This is a genomic window from Zunongwangia sp. (assembly GCF_048269745.1).
Classification (GTDB): Bacteria; Bacteroidota; Bacteroidia; order Flavobacteriales; family Flavobacteriaceae; genus Zunongwangia.
Genome location: NZ_JBLXIB010000002.1, coordinates 350,999 through 376,715 on the forward strand (window position 1 = coordinate 350,999; position 25,717 = coordinate 376,715).

Here is a 25,717-nt window from a genome sequence, read left to right on the forward strand (position 1 = left end):
ACTTTTTTTTAAGTTTTATTAGTTCGGTATATTCCGAACTAAATGTATTTTTGCGAACAATTTTTTTAAATGCCTATGAATTGTTGTACAGATGAAAAGAGAAAATTAATTGAAGAGGTTGGCGTTCATTTTGAGCAAATCCATCAATTTGCCCCATTAGCTGCAAGGATTTATGCTATTATGATTCTTTCTCCAAAAGACGGACATACTTTTGATGATATTTTAGAAATAACATCTGCCAGTAAAAGTTCAGTTTCTACTCACCTTAATAACTTATTACACTTAAGAAAGGTGGAGTATTTTACAAAACCTGGAGAACGAAAGCGGTATTTTAGAGCAAGTCCATCCTACTTAAAAAACACATTAGTGGAATATAAAACTACCATTGATGGAGAATTAAAAGTAATCGATAAAATTATTGATTTTAATAAAACAAATAATAGAAAAAAATTTGAAAAAAATGGAGAGATCACAGCCTTATTTAAAGAATATTTAATAAAGCAAAAAGATAACATTCAAAATGTTATTGCAAAAATGTCCAATATAGAATACTAAAATTCAACCCCTAATTAATATAAAATGAAAAAAATTAAAACTTATATTTTATTATTTGCCGGTGCTTTATCGCTATTTTCATGCGGTAAAGGTGCAGAAGGTCAACAGCAACAAGCGCGAGCTAATCAAGTTCGACCTTTTCCTGTAATAAGTATTCCTGAGAAAACTGTAACCGGATACAACTCTTACCCTACACGAATTGAAGGTATTGTAAATAGTGATGTACGCGCTAAAGTACAGGGATATATAAAAGAAGTTCTTGTAGATGAAGGAGAGAAAGTTAAAAAAGGGCAACCTTTATTTAAACTAGAAACTCAGTCACTTACGCAAGATGCAAATGCTGGTAAAGCAAATGTAAATGCTGCTCAAGTAGAAGTAAATAAATTAAAGCCTTTGGTTGATAAGGGTATTATTAGCGAAGTACAATTAGAAACTGCTAAAGCTAAATTAGAACAAGCTAAAAGTCAATACGAAAGTGTTACTGCAAATATTGGGTATGCTACTGTAAAAAGCCCTGTAGATGGCTTTGTTGGTTCTATCCCTTTTAGACAAGGAGCTTTAGTTGGACCTAACGATCAAAACTCACTAACTACTGTAACTGATATTACACAAGTTTATGCTTATTTTTCTATGAATGAATCGGATTATTTAAACTTCATTCAGTCTACAGAAGGAAAAAATTTACAAGAAAAAATTAATAATTTCCCAGATGTTACTTTAATTTTAACTAATGGCAGTACTTACGATCAAAAAGGTAAAATTGAAACTGTTACTGGTCAAATAAACAGAAATACAGGTACGGTTAGTTTTAGAGCTGTTTTCGATAATCCAAATCAATTAGTTACCAATGGAAATAGTGGAACTATAAAAATACCTGTTACTTACAAAAATGTACCAGTAATTCCTAAAAATTCAACTTTTGAACAACAAGGAAATATTATGGCTTATAAAATTGCTGACAGCAATAAAGTAGAGTCAGTAGCAATTCAAACAAAAGCTAATGTTGGTAATTTATATATAATTAACTCAGGTATTAAAAAAGGAGATAAAGTAGTAGCTAAAGGAGCTGGAAAATTAAGTCCAGGAGCAACTATTAAACCTCAAGAGGTTCCTTTCGATAGTATAGCGAAGCCTGTAGATCAATTATTCCAATAACCATATAGATAATAATAAAATGCTTAAAACATTTATACAAAGGCCCGTCCTCTCTACAGTAATTTCAATAATTATTGTAATTCTAGGGGTTTTAGGGCTTAGTAATTTACCGATAGAGCAATATCCCGATATTGCTCCACCTACCGTAGAGGTTTCCGCAACTTATACCGGAGCCAGTGCAGAAACAATACTAGAGAGTGTAATTATCCCTATTGAAGAACAAATAAACGGTGTAGAAGGGATGACATATATTACCTCTACTGCTACCAATAATGGTACAGCATCAATTACCGTTTATTTTGACCAAAGTACCAATCCGGATATTGATGCAGTAAACGTACAAAACAGAGTTGCATTAGCAAGTCCATTACTTCCACAAGAAGTAACACAAGCCGGTGTGGTAACTCAAAAAAAGCAAACAAGTGCTTTAATGTTCATGTCTTTTTATTCTACAAATCCAGACTACGATGCTACTTTCTTAAACAACTATCTTAATATAAATGTTGTTCCGGAATTTAAAAGGGTTAATGGGGTTGGAGATGTAAATGTATTCTCAAGACAAAATTATGCAATGAGAATTTGGTTAAAACCAGAGAAACTTAATGCTTATAGTCTTGCTCCTTCGGATATTACCGCTGCTTTAAAAGAACAAAGTTTAGAGGCTGCAGCAGGTACTTTAGGACAAAATAGTGGAGAAACATTTTCATACACTATAAAATATCCAGGCCGTTTTAAAGAAGAAAAACAATACGAAGACATTATAATTAAGGCTTTGGGCAATGGTGAATTTTTAAGACTTAAAGATGTTGCGGATATTCAATTAGATGCACAATCCTATCAAGTAAGTTCAAATACATTAGGTTATCCTAGTGTAAGTATGGCTGTTTACCAAACTAAAGGGTCGAATGCTCAGGAAATTATTGAAAACATCAAATCTAGATTGCATGACTTAAATAAAGATTTTCCTGAAGGAATAAAAGTGTTTATACCTTATGACACTAATGAATTCTTAAATGCATCTATAGAAAAAGTGGTGCATACTCTTATTGAAGCGTTTATTCTTGTATTTATAGTAGTATTTATATTCTTACAAGATTTTAGATCTACACTTATTCCAGCTATTGCAGTACCTGTTTCTATTATTGGTACGTTCTTTTTCTTGAACTTATTTGGATACTCCATTAACCTCTTAACATTATTTGCTTTAGTACTAGCAATTGGTATTGTGGTGGATGATGCGATTGTTGTTGTAGAAGCAGTCCACGCCAAAATTGATCAAGGTGCAAAAAGTGCTCAAACGGCCACTATTGATGCCATGCACGAAATTTCAGGTGCAATTATATCTATTACACTTGTAATGGCAGCTGTATTTATTCCGGTAACATTTATAACAGGTCCTACGGGGGTATTTTATGAACAGTTCGGGATTACACTTATTGTAGCTATATTTATATCTGCAGTTAACGCATTAACATTAAGCCCTGCTCTATGTGCTTTATTTTTAAATACACATGATGAAAATGAAGAACATAAGAAAAAAAACTTCTTACAACGATTTTATGCAGCTTTTAATAGAGGTTTTAATGCTACAATTAATAGATATGGACAATCACTACATTTTCTATATAAAAACAAATGGATAACAGCTGTAATATTACTATTATCAGGTGTTGGTATTTGGTGGGCGGCTTCTACAACTCCTAGTGGTTTTGTTCCTAGCGAAGACCGTGGAATTGTTTTTGCTAACATTGAACTTCCTGCTGGATCTTCTTTAGATAAAACAAATTCGATAAGTCAAGAACTTTATAATAAAGTAAAAGATCTTCCTGGCGTTCAAGGTTTGAACATGGTTGATGGTTTTAGTTTATTAAGTGGACAAGGTAGTAACTATGCCCTTGGTTTTATTAAATTAGATGATTTTGAAAATCGTAAAGATGAATCATTATCAGCTGAAGCTATTACTGGAAAATTATTTGGTATAGCCTCAACAATACCTGATGCAAATATAATTTTCTTTGCTCCACCGAGTATTCCTGGGTTTAGTGCATCTGCTGGTGTTGAAGTAAACTTATTAGACCGAACAGGTGGGAAATTCACTGATTTAGATAAAGCAAATCAGGAATTTATGAGAAACATCATGTCTCATCCAGAAGTACAATATGCCCAATCTTCATTCAACACTAATTACCCTCAGTATAAATTAGATATCAATATTCCACTTGCCAAACAAAATGGTGTAAACGTGAGTGATATTTTTGCTACCATGCAAGGATATATTGGTGGTATTTATGCTGCAGATTTTTCTAGATTTGGTAAGCAATATCGTGTATATATACAAGCCTATCCTAATGCCAGAGCAGAGAAGGAAGATCTTAGCCAGATGTTCGTAAAAACAAATTCAGGAGAAATGTCTCCATTGAATGAATATGTTACCTTAAACAGAGTATATGGTCCACAATCTGTTACTAGGTTTAACCTTTTTAACTCTACAACTCTAAATGTTGCCATGAATCCTGGCTTTAGTACTGGAGATGGTATTAATATCGTTGAAAAAGAAGCTGCAAAACTAGGTAGTAACTATTCTACTGCATATTCAGGATTAACTCGCGAAGAGGTTAGTTCAGGAAGTCAAACAGTATTGATATTTATTTTATGTGTTGTGTTTGTATACTTTTTACTTTCTGCTCAATACGAAAGTTATTTACTTCCTTTAGCAGTAATTCTATCATTGCCTTTGGGTATTTTCGGAGCTTATTTTAGTACCAAATTAATGGGACTAGAAAATAATATATACTTCCAAATTGCCTTAATAATGCTTGTAGGTTTATTAGCGAAAAACGCAATTTTGATTGTGGAGTTCGCCATACAGCGTAGAAGGAATGGAGAATCTATTGTAGACTCTGCGATAGATGGAGCAAAAGCGCGTTTACGACCTATTTTAATGACTTCATTTGCATTTATTTTAGGTTTAATGCCTCTAGTTTTAGCAAATGGTGTTGGAGCTGCAGGTAACCGATCTATCGGTACTGGAGCAGTAGGAGGTTTATTAATTGGTACAATACTAGGTGTATTTGTTATCCCAATTTTATATATCCTATTCCAGTGGCTACAAGAAAAAATAGGAAAAAAGCCTGAGGCTGTAACCCAAGCGGAATCATAGAAAAGAAAAGAAAATGAAAAAATTTATAAATTTTAAAGTCGTACTATTTCCGGCTATAATTCTCAGTCTACAGTCTTGTTTTGTAGCTAAAGAATACGAAAGGCCAGAAGATGTAGTAAAAGAAGAAAATTTCAGAACAGATAATTTGTCACAGGATAGCATATCCATGGCAGATATCTCTTGGCGAGAAATGTTTACCGATCCAGTATTGCAACAGTATATCGAAGAAGGACTCCAAAACAATATCGATATTCGAGTTGCGCTTCAGCAAATATTGTCGGCCGAAGCTTATCTAAAGCAAGGTAAATCCGGGTATTTTCCAACAATAAGTGGAAGTGGTACATTTACTCGTAATTATTTCTCTAAAAATGGGCAATTAGGTTTTCAATTAAACAACCCCAATAGCGGCAACAGTCAAAGCAGTATAGGAGATCATATTGATAACTATGAATTAGCCGGTAACCTTTCTTGGGAAGCCGACATTTGGGGTAAAATCCGTAGTAATAAACGAGCTTATGAAGCTACTTATTTACAAAGTGTAGCAGCACATCAAGCTGTAAAAACGCAGTTAATAGCAAATATTGCTAGCTCGTATTATCAATTATTATCTTTAGACGAACAAATTAAAATAACTAAAGAAACCGTTGAAACACGTAAAAATAGTTTAGAAGTTACTAAAGCTTTAAAAGATGCTGGTAATGTTAATGGAGCAGCTGTTAAACAAACAGAAGCTCAATACTATACCGCCCAGAGCATCTTATTAGATTTAGAAAATCAGTCTAAAATTCTAGAGAATACACTTTCAATTTTATTAGGCGAAGCACCTCATAATATTGAACGTACCGATCTAGAGGATCAAAAAATTGAAACGGAACTTAAAACAGGAGTACCCTCTCAATTATTGAGAAACAGACCTGATGTAATTGCTGCGGAATATGGCTTGGTAAACACGTTTGAATTAACTAATGTTGCCAGAAGTAACTTTTATCCATCAATTACTATTACTGCCAATGCAGGTTTACAAAGTTTGAAAACAGGAAATTTATTTGATACAAATTCTCTATTTGCAACTCTAATTGGAGGTTTTACCCAGCCAATTTTTAATGGAAGACAAATTAGAACTCAATATGAAGTTTCTAAGTCGCAACAAGAACAAGCTCGTTTAAATTTTAGACGAGCTGTACTTACTGCAAGCAAAGAAGTTTCGGATGCACTTTATAGTTATCAAACTGCAACTAAAAAAATTGATATTAAACAAAAAGAATATGATGCATATAAAACGGCAACAGAATATTCTGAAGAATTACTAAATAATGGTTTAGTAAACTATCTTGAAGTATTAACAGCTCGTGAAAGTGCGTTAAATTCTAGATTAGATTTAATTAATGCTAAATATTCACAGCTTAACTCTGTAGTAAACCTATACCAAGCAGTTGGTGGCGGATGGGAATAAAGTAATTTAAATTTTAATTGTTAAAACCAGCCCCGTATCCTAAAGATTCGGGGCTGGTTTATCACTACTGAAAGTGAAATATCATATGAAGCAACTTTACTATTCTAATTTTTATTCTTTTTTTAATGCGCACCCTATTTTAGGAAAAATATTAAAGCAAATTGTTTTTTGGATAATATCGTACGGGTTACTATTTGTTATAATACATTTTACAGCTTTATCGGTTTTAAAAACTATGGAGGCAGAACCAATAAATTTATCAATTTGTGGACTACTCTCTTTATTTATTCTTTTAGGTGTTGTGCTAGGGGTCACTCTTGGTTTTCTTGATACTGTTTTAAAAGATCATCTTCTTAAAAATCGGTCGTTAGGTTCTAATATATTAATTGGAGGTATCGCTTATTTTGCAGTATTAATAATCATAATATTGTTTATTCGTTTTATTGTATTGCAATATTCATCGGAAAATTTTTTAAATAGTTATACCCGTGATATTATCCGGCTTAATTGGAAATATTATAATGTAATTATTCTAAGTTACACGCTGTTTATGACGCTTATACTTAGTTTTATTACACAAATGACAAGTAAATTCGGTCCAGGACTTATTCTTCCCTTTTTATTAGGAAAATTTAGATATCCTAGAGAAGAAAATCGATTGTTTATGTTTCTAGATTTAAATAATTCTACTCAATTAGCGGAACAATTAGGACACATAAAATACAGTGGTTTTATCCAAGAAAGTTTTATGGACATTAATCAAGTAGTAAAAAAATATAATGCTGAAATTTATCAATATGTAGGCGATGAGATTGTTCTTAGTTGGCCTTTAAAGCGATTTGAGACCTCAGTTGCAATTAAATTTTTCTTCGCTGTGAATAAACGTTTTAAAGATAGAAAAGAAAGCTATCTGAAAAATTACAACAGCATTCCTATTTTTAAAGCTGGAGTCCATCAAGGCCTTGTTACTGCTGTTGAAGTAGGAGAAGTAAAACGTGAAATTGCTTATCATGGAGATGTATTAAACGTAGCATCTAGAATTGAAGGTCTATGCAAAACATTTAACAAACGCATCTTAGTATCAAAAGAAATACAACAAAACAAAAGTATCCAAAATGAATTCAACATCAACTCCCTTGGAAATCAAAAATTAGAAGGTAGAAAAGAAAGTGTTGAGGTATTTTCTGTAGAAGAGATTGAAATGCAATAACTTCTTTGTTTAGATTTTAATCTATATTTAGTAAATTTATAGGAAACGAATAAAGCTTATGAGCACTTTTGGAACTATCATTTCTGAAGAACAACCTGTTTTAATCGATTTTCATGCTTCTTGGTGCGAGCCCTGTAAAGCTCTATCTCCTGTTTTGAAAGAAGTAAAAAATGAACTAGGAGAAACTGTAAAGATTATTAAAATAGATATTGATAAAAATCAACAGCTCGCTAAAAAATATCAGGTTAAAAGTGTCCCAACACTTATTTTGTTTAAAAACGGGAAACAAGTTTGGAGGCAATCAGGCATTGTACAAAAAAATGTTATTGTAAGCATTATTAATTCACGTAAACCACTTCCCTAACAAAAACTTATTTCTTCCAGTTTTTAAAAGGGTTTTTAGATAACTGAGAATTATAATATTCAGGATGGCCTGTTACTTCTACTCCAAGCCATTCCGGTTTTTCGAATCGTTCGTCTTCTTGCAATAATTCGATTTCTGCCACTACTAAACCTTCGTTATCTCCATAAAATTCATCCACTTCAAAAACATGATCATCAAACCTTACTAAGTAACGTGTTTTATCAATTATTTCTGATTCGCAACGTTTAATAAGTTCTTCAGCTTCATTAGAAGGAATCTCGGTTTCCCATTCAAAACGAGTCAGCCCACTCTCATTATTCTTCCCTTTAATAGTCAAAAAACCTGTATTGTTTGTTATACGAACTCTGACTGTTCGCTCAGGATGAGAATTTAAAAATCCTTGTTTTATTCGAGTAAAAGCATGAGATTGTTTCTTAAAATCTTCATTTTTCACCAAAAATTTTCGCTCTATTTCAATCATCTGCTTTTTTTGCTAAGCTACTAATTTCATCAGATTTAATTATTATGTTCGAATAGCTATTATTTGCCACATATAGCATAGCTTTTGCTATTTTTTCAGCAGAAATTGATCGATATTTTTTTAATTTACCAATTAATAAAGGGTTCAGAACAGAAAAAATAGATTGTCCTAATTTTTCAAAAAAACGCACTTCACCTCGATTACCGGTTATTAGAGAAGGTCTCAAAATATAAAGCTTTGGTATAGCTTGTTGCTTTATTCCATTCTCCATTTTTCCTTTTATTTGATTATAAAGAAAAGAACTGTTTGCATTAGCACCCATAGCAGAAATTACAGTATATACTTTTACACCATTTTTAGCACTTAATTTTGCTGCAGTAACCGGAATACCACAATCTATCTTAAAATAAGTTTCTTTGTTAGGTGTTTTTTTTCGAGTAGTACCTACGCAACAAAACACATGATCTGCTTTAAAAAGGTTCTCAAAATCATCTAATTTCAATAGATCTATAAGGTGTTCTTCTATTTTATTATCTTTAATTGTGCAACTACTTCTAGAAAACAATATAACCTTTCCATATTCCTTATCTACTAAGAGTTCTTTCAAAACAAAACTTCCCGTAAGCCCCGTTGCTCCAAGTAAAATTGCTGTTTTAGTCATTATTTTTATTTAAATATACAGATTATTCGATAGGTATTACCATACTGTAATTCTTCAATTTAGTCTTAACTTTGCAATAGTATAGAGCATGATGAGGAAGATTATTCATATCGATATGGATGCATTTTACGCTTCTGTGGAACAATTAGACAATCCTGAATTACAAGGTAAAGCCATTGCTGTGGGTGGTAGCTCTAAAAGAGGCGTAGTAAGTGCTGCAAGCTACGAAGCTCGCAAATATGGCGTTAAAAGTGCTATGAGCAGCGTTATTGCTACACGCAATTGTCCTCATTTAATTTTTGTAAAACCAAGATTCGAAAGATATCGAGAAATTTCTAAACGAATTAGATCCATATTTTTAGAATATACTGATTTGGTAGAGCCACTATCTCTAGACGAGGCTTATTTAGATGTTACTGAAAATAAAAAAGGACTCCCTAGCGCTACATTAATTGCTAAAGAAATTCGTGAAAAAATAAAAGCAAAAACAGGTTTAAATGCTTCTGCCGGAATATCTATTAATAAATTTATAGCTAAAGTAGCAAGCGATTATAATAAACCTAACGGACAAAAAACAGTTTCCCCAGAAGAGGTTGAAAGCTTTTTAGAAGATTTAGAAATACGTAAATTTCATGGTGTTGGTAAAGTTACTGCTGAAAAAATGTACCGATTAGGTATTTTTACCGGCAGCGATTTAAAAGCTAAAACAAGAGAAGAACTCGGAAAACATTTTGGCAAAAATGGCCCCTATTATTACGACGTGGTTCGAGGAATACACCGTGCAGAAGTAAAACCAAACCGAATTCGGAAATCCTTAGGTGCAGAACGTACATTTAATGAAAATATTTCTTCGGAAGTTTTTATGCTAGAGCGCTTGGAAAATATTGCTGAAGAAATTGAACGCCGATTGAAAACAAGTAAGGTAGCCGGAAAAACAATTACACTAAAAATAAAATATAGTGATTTTACATTACAAACCCGTAGTAAAACTATTGCTTATTATATAGCTGATAAGCATTTAATTTTAGAAAATGCGAAAGAGTTATTATACCAAGAACGCATGAAAAATTCAGTCCGGCTTTTGGGAATTTCGCTTTCTAACCTTAATACCGAAAAAGATAAAACAGCTTTTAAAAAAGAAGAAATCATAGTACAACTCAAATTTGAATTCTAACAAAAAAACCCCGAAAATTAATTCGAGGTTTATTATAGAATACTAAGTTAATTTAGTCTATTTCAGATACTCTGATAGTATTCACCATTCCTTTAGAAGCAATAGGCATTGCCGCTAAGTTAATTGTAAAGTCTCCACTTTCTACAAATTTTCCTTCTTTTGCGATATGGTTAATATCTTCTATAGTTTCGTCTGTTGTAGAATATTTATCGTAATAAAACGCTTGTACTCCCCAAAGAAGACTTAAACGATTTAAAATTCTTTTATTAGAAGTAAATACAAGAATATGACTTTCTGGACGCCAAGCTGATATTTGAAAAGCTGTATACCCACTATTTGTTAACGTACAAATAGCTTTAGCTTTAATTTCGTTAGCCATATTTGCTGCATGGTAACAAACCGATTTTGTAATATATCGTTTGGTACGTACATGTGGATGATCCTGAGGAACTTTAACTAAAGGAGAATTTTCTACACTTCTAAGGATAGAAGCCATTTTCTCTATTACCTCTACTGGGTATTGCCCTACTGAAGTTTCTCCACTAAGCATTACTGCATCAGCTCCATCCATTACAGAGTTAGCAACATCATTCACTTCCGCACGAGTTGGAGTAAGACTGTTAATCATAGTCTCCATCATTTGTGTGGCAATAATAACAGGAATTCTAGCTTTTTTAGCCATCAAAACCAATTGCTTTTGAATTAATGGCACTTCTTGAGCAGGAATTTCAACTCCTAAATCTCCACGAGCTACCATAATACCATCACAATACGCTACAATTTTCTCGATATTTTCAACTCCCTCTGGCTTTTCGATTTTAGCAATAATAGGAATTTTATATTTGCTATGTTTCTCGATTAGCTCTTGTAATTGGATAATATCGTGCTCATGCCGAACAAATGATAATGCTATCCAATCTACCCCTAAACTACAAGCAAATTCTGCATCCTTTATATCCTTTTCTGTTAAAGCAGGAAGTGAAATATTAGTATTAGGAAGATTTACTCCTTTTTTAGATTTTAAAGGGCCTCCTTGAACTACTTTTGTTAAAACCTCATTCTTTTTATTAGTAGAAACAACTTCAAAAATAAGCTTTCCATCATCTAATAAAATACGTTCTCCAGCATTCACATCTTTAGGAAAAGCATCGTAATTCATATATACACGCTCTGCATTTCCTTTAAAAGCTTCTCCGGTAGCAAAAACAATTTCTTGCCCATCTACTGCCTCAACATCATCTTCCATAACTCCTACCCTTAATTTAGGGCCTTGAAGATCGGCTAATATTGCAGCATTATAACTATATTCTTCATTTAGTTCTCTAATGTATGCAATCCGTTCTTTTACATCATCATAATCAGCATGCGAGAAATTTATTCTGAAAACGTTAACACCTGCTTCAAGCATGTTTTTCAAAATTTCTTTTGAACTGGTTGCTGGACCAAGTGTTGCTACTATTTTAGTCTTTTTACTTATTGACATTATTCAAAAATTAGATTTTGTTTGGATTTAAGTTGATTGACCTCGATCTTGTAGGCAGCCTGTATTTTGGGAATATTGCTTATAATTCCTACCATTTTATGTACTTGTTGATCTTCTATATTTTCTTCAATCTTCAAAAAAAAGTCAACTTTCTTATACTGTGGTATTAGACTGATCAGCAAAGGTCTTATTTCTTCTTCAATGAATAAAGAGCCGGCTTTTAAAATTTGCCTACTTTCTCCTTTGAATTTATTACTCACTAAGCTATAATCTCTATAGTTTTTTTGGTCTTTGTATGTAAATAAAGCATACATAGCTTGAATATTGTTTTCTGTAAAATCAACATCAAAGCGATGACGCTTCAATTTTAAATCAAAATGTTTATTTAACAAATAAGCCATCTTGTAAGCTTCTATATTTGCATAAATAGCAATTAACTTAAAATCAATATCTTCAAATTCATTAAGCGACATTTTATGCGCTTGCATACCCTTTTCTCTTTAGCGATAAAGTAACTACAGCAAAAATAAGGACTTATCTTGGATAAATACCCATAATTTTAATCGAAAATGATGGATATTCCTTATTAATCAATTTTTTTTTGAAGTGCATAATAAGCACGCTTTGAAGCTTTTTCTTCCGCCTTTTTTTTAGATGTCCCTCGTGCTTTAGCTACTACTTTTTTCGAAATCCATAATTTTACTGCAAAATGTTTTAATTCATTTTTACCAGTATCTTCATAAATTTCAAAGCTAAATTCCTTTTTTTGCTTTTGGCACCATTCTATCAATAAACTTTTATAGCTAATTATTCGCCCTTCTAGTTTTTCAATATTTATATAAGGGGCTATTATTTGTTTATGAATAAATTTAGTACAGTAATTGTACCCTCTATCTAAATAAATTGCACCTACTAGCGCTTCAAATATATTTCCATAAATATTAATGCTAAATTGATCGCTAGGAATATTCGATTTTATAAATTGTATTAAATTAAGCTCTTTCCCTAATTGGTTTAATTGTTGCCTGCTTACAATTTTAGAACGCATTTTAGTAAGATAACCTTCATCTTCATCAGGAACTTCTTTATATAAGTGAGAAGCTATAACAGCTCCCAACATAGCGTCTCCTAAAAACTCTAACCGTTCGTAGTTAAGAGCATTCCCTTCCTCATCCTTTATATTTAAAGAACGATGGGTAAATGCTTTTTTGTAGATTTTTAAATTTTTAGGTTTAAAACCTAAAAGTTGATTTAAGTTATCAAAAAAAATCCCGTCCTCTGGAGAACGGGAGTTAAATATGTTTTGAATAACTCGCATTCTCGAGTATTATTCGTTTATTTTTTTAAATAAAACACAGGCATTGTGACCTCCAAAACCAAAAGTATTACTCATTGCAACTTTTACATCACGTTTCTGAGCTTTATTCAGGGTTAAGTTTAGTGAAGCATCAATATTTTCATCAACATTCTCGTGATTTATTGTTGGCGGAACTATACCATGTTTCATCGCTAACACACTTGCTATACTTTCTATAGCTCCGGCAGCACCTAGTAAATGCCCCGTCATAGATTTTGTTGAATTAATATTAATGTTTTTAGCGTGATCGCCAAATACTTTAGTAATCGCTTTTAATTCTGCCACATCTCCTAATGGAGTAGAAGTACCATGCGTGTTAATCGCATCTACATCTTCAGGCTTTAAGCCAGCATCTCTTAAACAATTTTCCATCACACGCACTACACCATTCCCATCAGGATGCGGAGCTGTCATATGATGAGCATCGGAAGAAAGACCGCCTCCAATTACTTCTGCGTAAATTTTTGCACCTCTTGCTTTGGCATGCTCATATTCTTCCAATATAAGTGCCCCAGCTCCTTCACCTAATACAAATCCATCTCTAGTTGCATCAAAAGGTCTTGATGCAGTTTCTGGACTTTCATTACGTGTAGAAAGGGCATGCATTGCGTTAAACCCACCCATTCCTGCAAGTGTAACAGCAGCTTCAGAACCACCAGAAACAATTACATCATTGTATCCTAAACGAATATTGCTTAAGGCATCTATCATTGCATTGGCAGAAGAAGCACATGCTGATACCGTAGTATAGTTAGCTCCCATAAAACCATGCTTGATAGAAATATTACCAGGGGCAATATCAGCAATCATTTTAGGAATAAAGAAAGGATTAAAACGCGGAGAACCATCGCCTTGCGCAAAGTTTATTACTTCATTTTGAAAAGTTTCCAATCCACCAATTCCGGCGCCCCAGATTACTCCAACACGATATTTATCTACCGTATTAAGATCTATCCCGGAATCTTGAATAGCTTCATCTGAAGCTACCATGGCGTATTGCGCAAACTTATCCAACCTTCTTACTTCTTTTCGATCGAAATAATCAAGCGGATCAAAATTTTTGAGTTCACAAGCGAATTTTGTTTTAAACTTTTCAGGATCAAAATGTGTAATGGGGCCACTACCACTTTTACCATTAACAAGGCCATCCCAATACTCATCAATATTATTACCTATTGGCGTAAGGGCACCCATACCCGTTATTACAACTCGCTTTAACTCCATATAATAATGGTTCTTTTAAAATTTATTTTTTCGCGTCTTCAATATAAGAAATTGCTTGACCAACTGTTGCGATATTTTCAGCCTGGTCATCTGGAATTTGAATATCGAATTCTTTTTCGAATTCCATAATTAATTCCACAGTATCCAATGAATCAGCACCTAAGTCATTTGTGAAACTAGCTTCATTAACAACTTCATTTTCGTCAACACCTAATTTGTCAACGATAATTGCTTTTACTCTTGATGCAATGTCAGACATAATTCTCTATTTTTATTTTGATTTAGGAGGCAAAAATAAAAAACTTTATTTTAAAACCGATTTTTCCTTTAAAAATGTGGCGTTAAATTACACAATTTTCAGTTAAGAAGTTTAACTTTAAGACCAAATAATTTTTAATCGTCTTATTTTGAGCATTTCACAGAAAAATAAAAAAGAAAAAAAAATAGTGATTTTTGCTTCCGGTTCTGGGTCAAATACCGAAAAAATCATTCGTTATTTCGAAAATTCCGAAGAAGTGAAGGTTGCAGCCGTCTTTTCTAACCGAAAAAAAGCTAAAGTTTTGCGTAGAGCTTTCGATCTTGATGTGAAAGCTTTACATTTTGACAGAGAAGCCTTTTACCATACTAACGAGGTACTACATGTGTTGCTCGATATTAATCCTGATCTTATTGTGCTTGCTGGTTTCTTATGGTTAATGCCTGAATCCATAATAAAAGCATTTCCAACCCGTATTATTAATATTCACCCTGCTTTGTTACCCAATTATGGAGGAAAAGGTATGTTTGGAATGAATGTTCACAATGCTATAATTGCAAATAAAGAAAAAGAATCAGGGATAACTATCCATTATGTAAATGAACGATTTGATGAGGGTAATTCTATTTTTCAGGCCAAAATAAGTATTTCAGAAAAAGATTCTCCTGAAAGTTTAGCTTCAAAAATTCATGAACTAGAACATCAGCATTTCCCAATAGTTATTGAAAAAATACTACTAGAAAACAACGATTCTTAATGCAAGAGGATGTTCATATTTACACAGACGGTTCTGCAAGAGGAAATCCTGGACCAGGAGGCTATGGTATTGTAATGGAATGGGTTGGAAAACCATATAAAAAAGAATTCGCTCAAGGATTTAAGCACACTACTAATAACAGAATGGAATTATTGGCTGTGATTGAAGCTTTGAGAAAATTAAAAAAGAAAAAATTAAAAATTAGAGTTTTTACAGATTCTAAATATGTAGCTGATGCTGTAGAAAAAAAATGGGTTTTTGGCTGGGAAAAGAAAAAATTTAAAGACCGAAAAAACAGCGATTTATGGAAATATTTTTTAGTTGAGTACCGAAATCACTCCGTAAATTTCACTTGGATTAAAGGACACAACGATCATCCTCAAAATGAACGTTGCGATTATTTAGCCGTTCAAGCTTCCAAAGAAAAAAATCTACTAACAGATATCGGTTTCAAAAATTAAGAAATTAGCCAAAGGAATTTCTTTTTTTGATTTAGTCCTTGAAAAAACAAACTGTATATTTGCAGCATAATTTTTTTAATGCATTTATGAGCAAATTATTGATTATAGGCTCTGTAGCCTTCGATGCCATAGAAACACCCTATGGTAAAACCGATAAAATTTTAGGCGGAGCGGGAACTTACATAGGACTTTCTGCTTCTAATTTTAATGTAGATAGTGCTATAGTTTCTGTTGTTGGAGGCGATTTTCCAGATAAATATATAGAGCTTTTAGCATCTAAAAACATCAATACAGAGGGTATAGAAATTGTAAAAGACGGAAAAACATTTTTTTGGAGCGGTAAATACCATACCAATCTAAATAAACGTGATACTATAGAAACACAGCTAAATGTATTAGCAGATTTTAATCCTGTAGTCCCTACAGCTTATAAAGATGCAGAATATGTAATGCTAGGAAACTTGCATCCTCTAGTACAACTTAGTGCTTTAGAACAAATAGAAAATCCAAAATTAGTAGTCCTAGATACTATGAATTTTTGGATGGATTCTTGTTTAGACGATCTTAAAAAAGTAATTGCAAAAGTAGATGTAATTACTATTAACGATGAAGAAGCTAGACAACTATCTGGAGAAGAGTCTCTAGTTCAAGCTGCACGTGTTATTGAAGCAATGGGACCAAAATATGTAGTTATCAAAAAAGGGGAGCATGGAGCTTTACTCTTTTACGAAGATCAAACATTTTTTGCACCAGCACTTCCTTTAGAAGAAGTTTTCGACCCAACTGGTGCCGGAGATACCTTTGCCGGAGGTTTTATTGGCTACCTAACCAAAACAGACAATCTGTCTTTCGACAATATGAAAAATGCCGTTATTTACGGTTCAAATTTAGCTTCTTTTTCAGTAGAAAAATTTGGAACAAATCGAATGCAAGAACTAACTAAAAAAGAAATTGGAGAACGCTTAGAGGCATTTAAGCAACTGACGCACTTTAATATAAAATCATATTAAAAAAACACACGCCCTGTAATTTCAGGGCTTTTTTTATTACTAAGCTTATACAAAAATCCCCACGGGAAGAATAAAAAAATTATGAGTGACGCTATAAAACACGAATGCGGAATTGCCCAACTTAGGTTATTAAAGCCTTTAGAGTACTATAAAGAAAAATATGGCACTGCTTTTTATGGAGTAAACAAGATGTATCTTTTAATGGAAAAGCAGCATAACCGTGGACAAGATGGTGCCGGATTTGCCAGTATAAAATTGAATCTAGACCCAGGGGAACGCTATATAAGCCGTGTTAGATCTAACAAAGCACAGCCAATACAAGATATTTTCGAGCAAATTAATTTACGAATTAATGAGGAAATTAAATCACACCCTGAGTATGCGGACGATGTTGACCTCCAAAAACGTAAAATTCCTTATTTAGGAGAGTTATTTTTAGGACATGTTCGCTACGGAACATTTGGAAAAAATAGCATCGAGAGCGTTCATCCATTTTTACGCCAAAATAACTGGATGCACCGTAACTTAATTGTTGCCGGGAATTTTAATATGACCAACGTAAATCAACTTTTTGATAATCTAGTTGAAATAGGTCAGCATCCCAAAGAAAAAGCCGACACCGTTACTGTAATGGAAAAAATCGGGCACTTTTTAGATTCTGAAGTACGTAAGTTATACAAAAAGCTTAAAAAAGAAGGTTTCAATAAAAAAGAAGCTTCTCCACATATTGCCGAACAACTAAATGTTGCCAAAATATTAAGAAAATCGGCTAAAAACTGGGATGGTGGTTATGCAATGGCTGGCCTTATGGGACATGGCGATTCATTTGTACTTCGTGATCCTTCAGGAATTAGACCAACTTATTATTATAAAGATGATGAAGTTGTTGTAGTTGCCTCGGAGCGTCCTGTTATTCAGACTGTTTTCAATGTAGATTTTGATGATGTAAAAGAACTAGAACCAGGTCACGCTATTATCACCAAAAAAAGTGGTGAAGTACAGATAAAGGAAATTGTTACTCCTTTAGAAAGAAAAGCTTGTTCTTTTGAACGTATTTATTTTTCTAGAGGAAGTGATGCTGAAATTTACAAAGAACGAAAAAAACTAGGCCGATTATTAATGCCTGAAGTTTTAAAAGCTATCGATCACGATACAATTAATACCGTTTTTTCATTTATACCAAATACAGCAGAAACTTCTTTCTATGGAATGGTAGAAGCTGCTCAAGACGAATTAAATCGTCAAAAAAATGAAGCAATTTTAACTGAAAAAGAAACGCTAACAGATGATCGGCTTCAAGAAATTTTAGCGCATCGTTTAAGAACAGATAAAATTGCTATTAAAGATGTTAAGCTTAGAACTTTTATAACCGAAGATAGCAGCCGAGATGATTTGGTAGCCCATGTTTACGATGTAACATATGGCGTTATAAAACCCGAAGATAACCTCGTTATTATAGACGATAGTATTGTTAGGGGAACTACTTTAAAAAAGAGTATCATTAAAATGATGGACAGGCTAAACCCAAAACAAATTGTAGTGGTTTCTTCTGCTCCTCAAATACGTTATCCAGACTGTTATGGTATCGATATGGCTCGTCTAGAAGATCTAGTTGCATTTAGAGCTGCTTTAGAACTACTTAAAGAGAATAACCAATATCATATAGTTGAAGAGGTATACGAAAAATGTAAGAAACAAGTAAATTTAGATGATAAAGAGGTTATTAATTTTGTAAAAGAAATTTATAATCCTTTCACTGATGAAGATATTTCTGCTAAAATCTCTGAATTATTGAGTGAACCAAGTGTAAAAGCAAATGTAAAAATCATCTATCAATCTGTTGAAAATTTACATAAAGCATGTCCTAAAAATTTAGGAGATTGGTATTTTACTGGAGACTACCCTACACATGGAGGTAATCGCGTAGTAAATAGAGCTTTTATCAACTTTTATGAAGGAAATAAAGATAGAGCTTATTAAAAACGAGCACTTTAACTAAAATTTAAGCCTTTCATCTAAAATATTTTATAAAACATATAATACTAAGTATGTTTGATTTGCCATAAAATTTAATAGGTTAAGTTCATGGTAGATTTGGGGCTAAAAGGTGGATGAAAATCCGCCTTTTTTTATTCCTCAAAAAATTATTATGCATAAAAAAAGACTGCTTACATAGTAAACAGCCCTCTCCACTTTAACAATTAATCACTTTTCTATTTTTCTTTTGCATAGCGACTTGCTACTTCTTTCCAGTCGATTACATTAAAAAATGCATCGATATAAGCAGGACGTTTATTTTGATAATTTAGGTAATAAGCATGTTCCCACACATCTAAACCTAAAACTGGTGTTCCTCCACAACCAATCTCTGGCATTAGTGGGTTATCTTGATTTGCTGTTGAGCAAATTTCTAATTTTCCGCCTTCATGAACACAAAGCCAAGCCCAACCTGAACCAAACTGACCGGCTGCAGCTTTAGAGAATTCTTCTTTAAAAGCTTCAAAAGATCCGAAAGCACTATCAATAGCACTTGCTAATTCTCCTTCTGGCTGTCCTCCTCCGTCAGGAGACATTACTTCCCAAAATAAGGAGTGATTATAAAAACCACCACCATTATTTCGAACTGCTTTATTAGAAAGATCTAAATTTTCAAGAATATTCTCGATAGTTTTACCTTCAAGATCAGTTCCCTCAATTGCATTATTTAATTTAGTTGTATATCCTGCATGGTGCTTATCATGGTGAATTTCCATGGTTTTTGCATCTATATGTGGCTCTAACGCATCGAATGCATATTTTAGCTTTGGTAACTCAAATGCCATAATTATTGTCTTTTTTTTATTATTACTATTTAAATTCACTCAAATTTACTATTTAGACTGTGTAAAAAAAACTATATAATGTTATAAATTACTTAAAACCATAGTGAAAACTAAAATCAATTTTATATTGGCTTAGACCTAAAATTAGCGACTTGAAAAATACTTTTGCAATATATAATGCCTCGGCAGGATCGGGTAAAACCTTTACTTTGGTTAAAGAATATTTAGCGCTTCTGTTTAATTCGAAAAAAACCGATGCTTATAAAAATATTCTAGCAATTACGTTTACTAACAAAGCAGTAAGCGAAATGAAAACCCGAATTGTAAATAGTCTTTACGATTTCACAAAACAACCTACCCCAGATTCTTCTGTTTCGTTATTAAATGCTGTTGCTGAAGCTACTGGACACACTACAACCGAAATTCAACAAAAATCGGTAGGTATTTTAAAAAATATAATCCATAATTACGCTGCTTTCGAAATATCAACTATTGATGGGTTTACGCACCGTATTCTCAGGACTTTTGCCAAAGATCTTGGTTTACCAGTTAATTTTGAAGTTGAACTAGATACCGATAAAATTTTAACGGAAGCTGTAGATAGTCTTATTAGTAAAACCGGAGAAGACGAGCAACTAACTAAAGTACTTACTAATTTTGCACTAGCTAAGGCAGACGAGGATAAAAGTTGGGATATTAGCCTAGATTTATTAGACATTGCGCGACTTTTAGTTAATGAAAATAACCAGCATTACCTTCAATTTTTAAAATCGAAATCGGTAAAAGATTTCGAAGCATTTCGAGAAAAATTAAAAGGAGCTATAAAAAATCACCAAACCGAGATTAAAGAAAAATCGAATAAATTTTTCAGTATCATCGAAAATCAAGGTTTATCGGTAGCTGATTTTACAGGACAATATCTTCCGAAACATTTTCAGAAATTAATAGAAGGAGATAAAGAACCCAATTTTTCATCAAAATGGGTTGAAAAACTAGAAAATGAACAAATTCTGCCTATCAAAAAGGCAAAACAAGATTTAGGAGAGGCTGTTAGTAGCCAAATAACCGAAATTTTTAAGGAGACAAAAAAACAGTATTTTAAAATTAGTTTTTATACTGAAATAGGAAAACGCTTAACCCAATTGTCGCTGTTAAATGCTTTAAACAAAGAAATTGAAACCATAAAAAAAGAGCGACAAATTTTATTGATTTCCGAATTTAATCCCATGATAAGTGCTCAGGTAAAAAATCAACCAGCACCATTTATTTACGAACGTTTAGGGGAACGATATCGAAATTATTTTATCGATGAATTTCAAGATACCTCAGAAATGCAATGGGAAAATTTAATTCCGTTAATCGATAATAAACTTTCTGCGGAAGCTTTACCAAACGAACAGGCAAGCTTGCTATTAGTGGGAGATGCAAAGCAATCTATTTATAGATGGCGAGGTGGAAAAGCCGAACAATTTATAAGTTTAAGCCACCAAAACAATCCGTTTCAAATTGAAAAACAAGTATTTAATTTACCTGATAATTACCGAAGTGCGCCCGAAATTGTAAATTTCAATAATAACTTTTTTACCTATACAGCTTCATTTTTAGGATTTCCAGAATATCAATCTTTATTCGAAAATAGTACGCAAAATCCGAAGAAAAATCGCTCCGGCTATGTTGATATCAGTTTTATTTCTGCGGAAAACCGAACCGAGGAATTTGAAGTTTATCCGGAACGTGTTTTAGAGATTATTACATCGCTTTCTGAAAAAGGATTTAGCCGATCTGATATTTGTATTCTTACCCGAAGAAGATCAGAAGGAGTTGCCATTGCAAATAGCCTTAGCGAAAATGGCATTGAAGTAGTTTCTTCGGAAACCTTATTAATTTCACGCTCGCCTGAAGTGCTATTTCTATGCGATATTCTACGATTTTCGCAATCTCCCGGAAATAATGAATTAAAAATTAGCATTTTCGATTTTATTCAGAAACAGCTATTACAACTAAACGATCCGCACCATCAAATTGTAAGTATACTTGAACAAAATGGCAACGATTTTTTCGAGTGGCTACAAGAATTCGAAATTGATTTTAATTTAGATAAACTAAACTCACTATCGGTTTACGAAAGTTGCGAATACATTATACGCTGTTTCAGTTTAGTGGCACACTCAAATGCTTATATTCAATTCTTTTTGGATTTTGTGTACGAAACTACTCAGAAGCAAGCCGAAGGAATTCAGGGATTTATAGAAATTTGGGAGCAAGAACACGAAAAATTAAGCATTATCGCGCCAGAGCAAGAGAATGCAGTTAGCATTATGACGATTCATAAAGCTAAAGGACTTGAATTTCCAATTGTTATTTATCCATTTGCAAATTCCGATTTTCAGGATACTAGAAAAGATTCGCTTTGGGTTCCTAACGATGATGAAATGAATGACATCCCATTTAGCTACATCAGTGCTTCTTCAAAAATGCAAAACTGGGGAGAAATTCCAGATGCATTATATACACAACTTCTTTTTCAAAATGAATTAGATACGCTTAACGTTCTTTACGTAGCTTGTACTCGACCGGTACAGCAGCTTTACGTAATCTCTAAAAAAGAACTCGATCATAATGGGAATGAGAATCCTGCCAAAACATCTGGGCTGTTAATTGGATATTTAAAAAGAAAAGGAATATGGGATGATGAAAAAGATCAGTATTCCTTCGGAGAAATTGAAGTTCCTAAACAAAAAAGCACTTCTTTATCTGGCAATTTTCAGCAACAATTTTATTCGGCTTCTACTCAAAACGATGCCGTTTCAATTGTAACACAATCTGGAAGTTTATGGGATACTACTCAGCAAGAAGCTATTGAAAAAGGAGAAATTTTACACGATATTTTAGCTGAAATTAATACTGTTAAAGATGCAGAAGCTATTATTCAGCAAGCTGTTGTAAACGGAATTGTTTCAAAAGAAGCTTCAGAAAAAATACAAGACGTTATCAAACGTATTATTACCCATCCTCAATTAGAGACCTTTTTTGATGGTAGTACAGAAAATAGTAACGAGATAGACATCATTACAGCAAACGGAAAGCGTTTACGGCCCGATAGATTAAATTTTTCGGAAAATGGAGTGAGTATTATCGATTATAAAACCGGAAAATTCGATCCAACTTATAAACAACAAATCTATAAATACGCAGATGCTTTAAAAGAAATGGGATACAAAATCGATAAAAAAATTCTTATATACACAAATAAAAAAATAAGTTTAGAATTTGTATAATTTCAGATTCTTAATTTTGCAAAAAAACATTTATATGTACGGAAAAATAAAAGAACACTTAGAAAACGAACTTGAAAATATAAAAGAAAACGGTCTTTTTAAAAAAGAACGAATTATTACGTCACCACAGGATGCGGTAATAAAAATTAATACCGGAGAAGAAGTAATTAACTTCTGCGCTAATAATTATTTAGGGCTTTCTTCTCACCCGGAGGTAATTAAAGCAGCAAAAGACACTATGGATACTCATGGCTTCGGAATGTCTAGCGTTCGCTTTATTTGTGGTACTCAAGATATTCATAAAGAATTAGAGCAAAAAATCGCTGATTTCTACGGAACAGAAGATACTATTTTATATGCTGCTTGTTTTGATGCTAACGGAGGTATTTTCGAACCGCTATTAACTAAAGAAGATGCAATTATTTCAGATTCATTAAATCATGCTTCTATTATAGATGGTGTCCGCCTTTGTAAGGCAGCTCGCTATCGCTACCAAAATGGTGATATGGCAGATTTAGAAAAACAATTAAAAGATGCTACCGCAAATGGCGCTCGTTTTAAATTAATTGTAACAGACGGTGTTTTCTCTATGGATGGTTTGGTTGCGCCACTAGATAAAATCTGTGATCTAGCCGATAAATATGATGCCTTAGTTATGATTGATGAATGCCATGCTACCGGTTTTATTGGTGAAAAAGGAATAGGAACCTTAGAAGAAAAGAATGTTTTAGGCCGAGTAGATATTATAACCGGAACTTTAGGTAAAGCTTTAGGAGGTGCTATGGGTGGTTATACTACTGCCAAAAAAGAAATAATAGAACTGCTAAGGCAACGTTCTAGACCTTATTTATTTTCAAACTCCCTAGCTCCTTCAATTGTGGGTGCTTCTTTAAAGGTTTTTGAAATGTTAGAAAACGACGATAGCCTTAGGAAAAAATTAAAAGAAAACACCCAATACTTTAAGCAAGGAATAAAAGATGCAGGTTTCGATATTATAGATGGCGATGCTGCAATAGTTCCGGTAATGCTATATGATGCAAAGCTGTCTCAAAAAATGGCAGATAGACTTTTAGAAGAAGGTATCTATGTTATTGGATTTTTCTATCCGGTTGTTCCTAAAGAAAAAGCACGTATTCGCGTCCAATTATCAGCAGCACATCAAAAAGACCATTTAGATAAAGCTATTAAAGCTTTTACAAAAGTTGGTAGAGAATTATCGGTTATAAATTAAGGTTCCTTTAATAAGGAATATTATAATTCTTAAAAATAACATAAAATTATAAATTTAAGGCTGTTTTTTGAGAATTTTATAGTTTATAATTAAGAAAACTTTATTACAACAAACTTTGGGGATGCCTTGTTTGCAACTACTTTTGCTTCAATTAACACTCAAAACTAACAATTAGATATGAAACATCTTTCTAGAATTCTAGTGCTATCGATTTTTTTACTGGGAATTACCTCAGTAAATGCACAGGATGCAAATAATCCTTGGGCCGTAGGTATTGCAACAAACGCAGTAGATTTTTATCCAAATGGGGAAGGTAACCCATTTAGTAGTGGAGTTTTCGACGAATATTTTAATACTGGTGATCACTGGAATATACTTCCATCTGTATCACAATTAACAATAGGTCGTTATATTGGAGCAGGTCTTGTTGCTGAAATCGACGGATCTATTAACCAAATAGACAAAGTAGGGGATCAAGATGCTGATGATCTTGCTTATTATTCTGTAGATGCATCTATTAACTATAGCTTACGATCTATGCTTAACGACGGATGGTTTGATCCTGTTGTTGGTATTGGTGGTGGTTACACTTGGGTAGGTGATCAAGATGGAGATGACTTAGAAAATTTCGATGCGCCTACTTTAAACGGTAGCGTAGGTATCAATTTCTGGTTTACAGATAACTTAGCTCTTTTTGTAGAATCTAAATACAAAAAAGCTTTTGATCCAGATACTGGTTCTCACTTCCAACACAGTGCAGGTCTTAGATTTGCTTTTGGCGGTACAGATACTGATGGCGACGGTATTTACGATAAAGACGATGAATGTCCAGAAACTCCAGGTTTAGCTGAATTTAACGGTTGTCCTGATTCTGATGGCGATGGTATCCCAGATAAAGATGATGAGTGCCCTAACACTCCTGGATTAGAGGAATTTAACGGTTGTCCTGATTCTGATGGCGATGGTGTTCCAGATAAAGATGATAAATGTCCTGAAGTAGCTGGTTTACTAGAACTTAACGGTTGTCCTGATTCTGATGGTGATGGTATTGCTGATAAAGATGATGAATGTCCTGAAACTCCTGGATTATCTGAATTTAACGGTTGTCCTGATTCTGATGGCGATGGTGTTGCAGATAAAGATGATGAATGTCCTGAAGTAGCTGGTACAGTTGCAAACAACGGATGTCCAGAACCAACTGTTGAAATAATGAACGAATTAAATGAATATTCAAATACTATTTTGTTCGATTTCAACAAATCTTCAATTAGAAGCGAATCTGAAGAAGCTTTAAATAATATCACCGATATTATGAAAGAATATCCTAACACTGTTTTCCACATTGGAGGACATACTGATAGTGTTGGTAACGATGAATATAATTTAAAACTTTCAAAAGAAAGAGCTGCTTCTGTAAGAGAGTATTTAACTAATCATGGTATCTCTACTGACAGAATTACTTCTGAAGGTTATGGAGAAACAAAACCAATTGCAACTAATAAAACTGCAGCTGGTAGACAAGAAAACAGAAGAGTTGAAATTAGTTTAGATAAAAGTAAAGAAATGAAAGATAACATGTAGAATGTTTCTTTAATCTTAAAACTTCAATAAAACGCGCTGCAAAC

22 protein-coding genes are annotated in these 25,717 nt (G+C 33.1%); 14 read left to right on the plus strand and 8 right to left on the minus strand.

All coding sequences use genetic code 11. The annotated features are described in order from the left end of the window. Window positions 1-75: 75 nt before the first annotated feature. From ACN0WI_RS04415 to trxA, 6 genes are all read left to right on the plus strand, one after another. Window positions 76-555 carry a GbsR/MarR family transcriptional regulator gene (locus ACN0WI_RS04415; RefSeq protein ID WP_417885417.1) on the plus strand — a complete coding sequence of 160 codons (480 nt, stop codon included), beginning with the start codon at window positions 76-78 and terminating at the stop codon, window positions 553-555. A 24-nt stretch (window positions 556-579) separates the two neighbouring features. Continuing rightward, window positions 580-1,710 (plus strand): efflux RND transporter periplasmic adaptor subunit, encoded by a 1,131-nt coding sequence (locus ACN0WI_RS04420; protein ID WP_417885418.1) that lies wholly within the window; start codon window positions 580-582, stop codon window positions 1,708-1,710. A gap of 19 nt (window positions 1,711-1,729) precedes the next feature. Beyond that, the gene (locus ACN0WI_RS04425) at window positions 1,730-4,870 is read left to right on the plus strand and encodes an efflux RND transporter permease subunit (protein WP_417885419.1); all 3,141 of its coding nucleotides are present in this window, start codon (window positions 1,730-1,732) and stop codon (window positions 4,868-4,870) included. Window positions 4,871-4,883: 13 nt separating this feature from the next. Next, entirely contained in the window at window positions 4,884-6,323 is a 1,440-nt protein-coding gene (locus ACN0WI_RS04430; RefSeq protein ID WP_417885420.1) for an efflux transporter outer membrane subunit, read from the plus strand. Between the two features lie 85 nt (window positions 6,324-6,408). Further along, window positions 6,409-7,533, plus strand: coding sequence for an adenylate/guanylate cyclase domain-containing protein (locus ACN0WI_RS04435; protein WP_417885421.1), 1,125 nt, complete (start codon window positions 6,409-6,411; stop codon window positions 7,531-7,533). A gap of 58 nt (window positions 7,534-7,591) precedes the next feature. Next, the gene (trxA, locus tag ACN0WI_RS04440; RefSeq protein WP_417885422.1) at window positions 7,592-7,897 is read left to right on the plus strand and encodes a thioredoxin; all 306 of its coding nucleotides are present in this window, start codon (window positions 7,592-7,594) and stop codon (window positions 7,895-7,897) included. Window positions 7,898-7,904: 7 nt separating this feature from the next. Here trxA and ACN0WI_RS04445 read toward each other — a convergent pair whose 3' ends face one another. Together ACN0WI_RS04445 and ACN0WI_RS04450 are read right to left on the minus strand one after the other, a co-directional pair. Beyond that, complete coding sequence (locus ACN0WI_RS04445; protein WP_417885423.1) at window positions 7,905-8,378, minus strand: CYTH domain-containing protein; 474 nt, start codon at window positions 8,376-8,378, stop codon at window positions 7,905-7,907. After that, complete coding sequence (locus ACN0WI_RS04450; RefSeq protein WP_417885424.1) at window positions 8,371-9,039, minus strand: NAD(P)H-binding protein; 669 nt, start codon at window positions 9,037-9,039, stop codon at window positions 8,371-8,373. The genes ACN0WI_RS04445 and ACN0WI_RS04450 overlap by 8 nt, the downstream gene beginning before the upstream one ends. Before the next feature lie 88 nt (window positions 9,040-9,127). On the opposite strand from ACN0WI_RS04450, the gene dinB reads away from it, so the two are divergent. Then, a complete protein-coding gene (gene dinB / locus ACN0WI_RS04455) occupies window positions 9,128-10,213 on the plus strand; it encodes a DNA polymerase IV (protein ID WP_417885425.1) in 1,086 nt (361 codons plus the stop codon). Between the two features lie 52 nt (window positions 10,214-10,265). Here dinB and pyk read toward each other — a convergent pair whose 3' ends face one another. The 5 genes from pyk to ACN0WI_RS04480 all read right to left on the minus strand — a co-directional run bounded on the left by pyk (window position 10,266) and on the right by ACN0WI_RS04480 (window position 14,536). Then, the gene (gene pyk, locus ACN0WI_RS04460; RefSeq protein WP_417885426.1) at window positions 10,266-11,696 is read right to left on the minus strand and encodes a pyruvate kinase; all 1,431 of its coding nucleotides are present in this window, start codon (window positions 11,694-11,696) and stop codon (window positions 10,266-10,268) included. Then, a complete protein-coding gene (locus tag ACN0WI_RS04465; protein ID WP_417885427.1) occupies window positions 11,696-12,184 on the minus strand; it encodes an IPExxxVDY family protein in 489 nt (162 codons plus the stop codon). The genes pyk and ACN0WI_RS04465 overlap by 1 nt, the downstream gene beginning before the upstream one ends. Before the next feature lie 98 nt (window positions 12,185-12,282). Continuing rightward, window positions 12,283-13,014 (minus strand): ribonuclease III, encoded by a 732-nt coding sequence (gene rnc / locus ACN0WI_RS04470; RefSeq protein ID WP_417885428.1) that lies wholly within the window; start codon window positions 13,012-13,014, stop codon window positions 12,283-12,285. A 9-nt stretch (window positions 13,015-13,023) separates the two neighbouring features. After that, the gene (gene fabF / locus ACN0WI_RS04475; protein ID WP_417885429.1) at window positions 13,024-14,277 is read right to left on the minus strand and encodes a beta-ketoacyl-ACP synthase II; all 1,254 of its coding nucleotides are present in this window, start codon (window positions 14,275-14,277) and stop codon (window positions 13,024-13,026) included. A gap of 22 nt (window positions 14,278-14,299) precedes the next feature. Further along, the gene (locus ACN0WI_RS04480) at window positions 14,300-14,536 is read right to left on the minus strand and encodes an acyl carrier protein (RefSeq protein WP_013069791.1); all 237 of its coding nucleotides are present in this window, start codon (window positions 14,534-14,536) and stop codon (window positions 14,300-14,302) included. Between the two features lie 148 nt (window positions 14,537-14,684). On the opposite strand from ACN0WI_RS04480, the gene ACN0WI_RS04485 reads away from it, so the two are divergent. The 4 genes from ACN0WI_RS04485 to ACN0WI_RS04500 all read left to right on the plus strand — a co-directional run bounded on the left by ACN0WI_RS04485 (window position 14,685) and on the right by ACN0WI_RS04500 (window position 18,741). Continuing rightward, window positions 14,685-15,290, plus strand: a complete 606-nt coding sequence (locus tag ACN0WI_RS04485) for a phosphoribosylglycinamide formyltransferase (RefSeq protein WP_417885430.1) — start codon at window positions 14,685-14,687, stop codon at window positions 15,288-15,290. Continuing rightward, window positions 15,290-15,751, plus strand: a complete 462-nt coding sequence (rnhA, locus tag ACN0WI_RS04490) for a ribonuclease HI (RefSeq protein ID WP_417885431.1) — start codon at window positions 15,290-15,292, stop codon at window positions 15,749-15,751. The genes ACN0WI_RS04485 and rnhA overlap by 1 nt, the downstream gene beginning before the upstream one ends. An 86-nt stretch (window positions 15,752-15,837) precedes the next feature. Further along, window positions 15,838-16,761: a PfkB family carbohydrate kinase gene (locus tag ACN0WI_RS04495; protein WP_417885433.1), complete on the plus strand. Its 924-nt coding sequence runs from the start codon at window positions 15,838-15,840 to the stop codon at window positions 16,759-16,761. An 81-nt stretch (window positions 16,762-16,842) separates the two neighbouring features. Further along, window positions 16,843-18,741 carry an amidophosphoribosyltransferase gene (locus ACN0WI_RS04500; RefSeq protein ID WP_417885434.1) on the plus strand — a complete coding sequence of 633 codons (1,899 nt, stop codon included), beginning with the start codon at window positions 16,843-16,845 and terminating at the stop codon, window positions 18,739-18,741. 233 nt (window positions 18,742-18,974) lie between these two features. On the opposite strand, the gene ACN0WI_RS04505 is transcribed toward ACN0WI_RS04500, so the two are convergent. Continuing rightward, the gene (locus ACN0WI_RS04505) at window positions 18,975-19,583 is read right to left on the minus strand and encodes a superoxide dismutase (protein ID WP_417885435.1); all 609 of its coding nucleotides are present in this window, start codon (window positions 19,581-19,583) and stop codon (window positions 18,975-18,977) included. A 152-nt stretch (window positions 19,584-19,735) separates the two neighbouring features. On the opposite strand from ACN0WI_RS04505, the gene ACN0WI_RS04510 reads away from it, so the two are divergent. The 3 genes from ACN0WI_RS04510 to ACN0WI_RS04520 all read left to right on the plus strand — a co-directional run bounded on the left by ACN0WI_RS04510 (window position 19,736) and on the right by ACN0WI_RS04520 (window position 25,673). Further along, window positions 19,736-22,861 (plus strand): UvrD-helicase domain-containing protein, encoded by a 3,126-nt coding sequence (locus tag ACN0WI_RS04510; protein ID WP_417885436.1) that lies wholly within the window; start codon window positions 19,736-19,738, stop codon window positions 22,859-22,861. A gap of 34 nt (window positions 22,862-22,895) precedes the next feature. After that, window positions 22,896-24,092: a glycine C-acetyltransferase gene (gene kbl, locus ACN0WI_RS04515; RefSeq protein WP_417885437.1), complete on the plus strand. Its 1,197-nt coding sequence runs from the start codon at window positions 22,896-22,898 to the stop codon at window positions 24,090-24,092. A gap of 177 nt (window positions 24,093-24,269) precedes the next feature. Beyond that, window positions 24,270-25,673 (plus strand): OmpA family protein, encoded by a 1,404-nt coding sequence (locus ACN0WI_RS04520; protein ID WP_417885438.1) that lies wholly within the window; start codon window positions 24,270-24,272, stop codon window positions 25,671-25,673. Window positions 25,674-25,717: the final 44 nt, after the last annotated feature.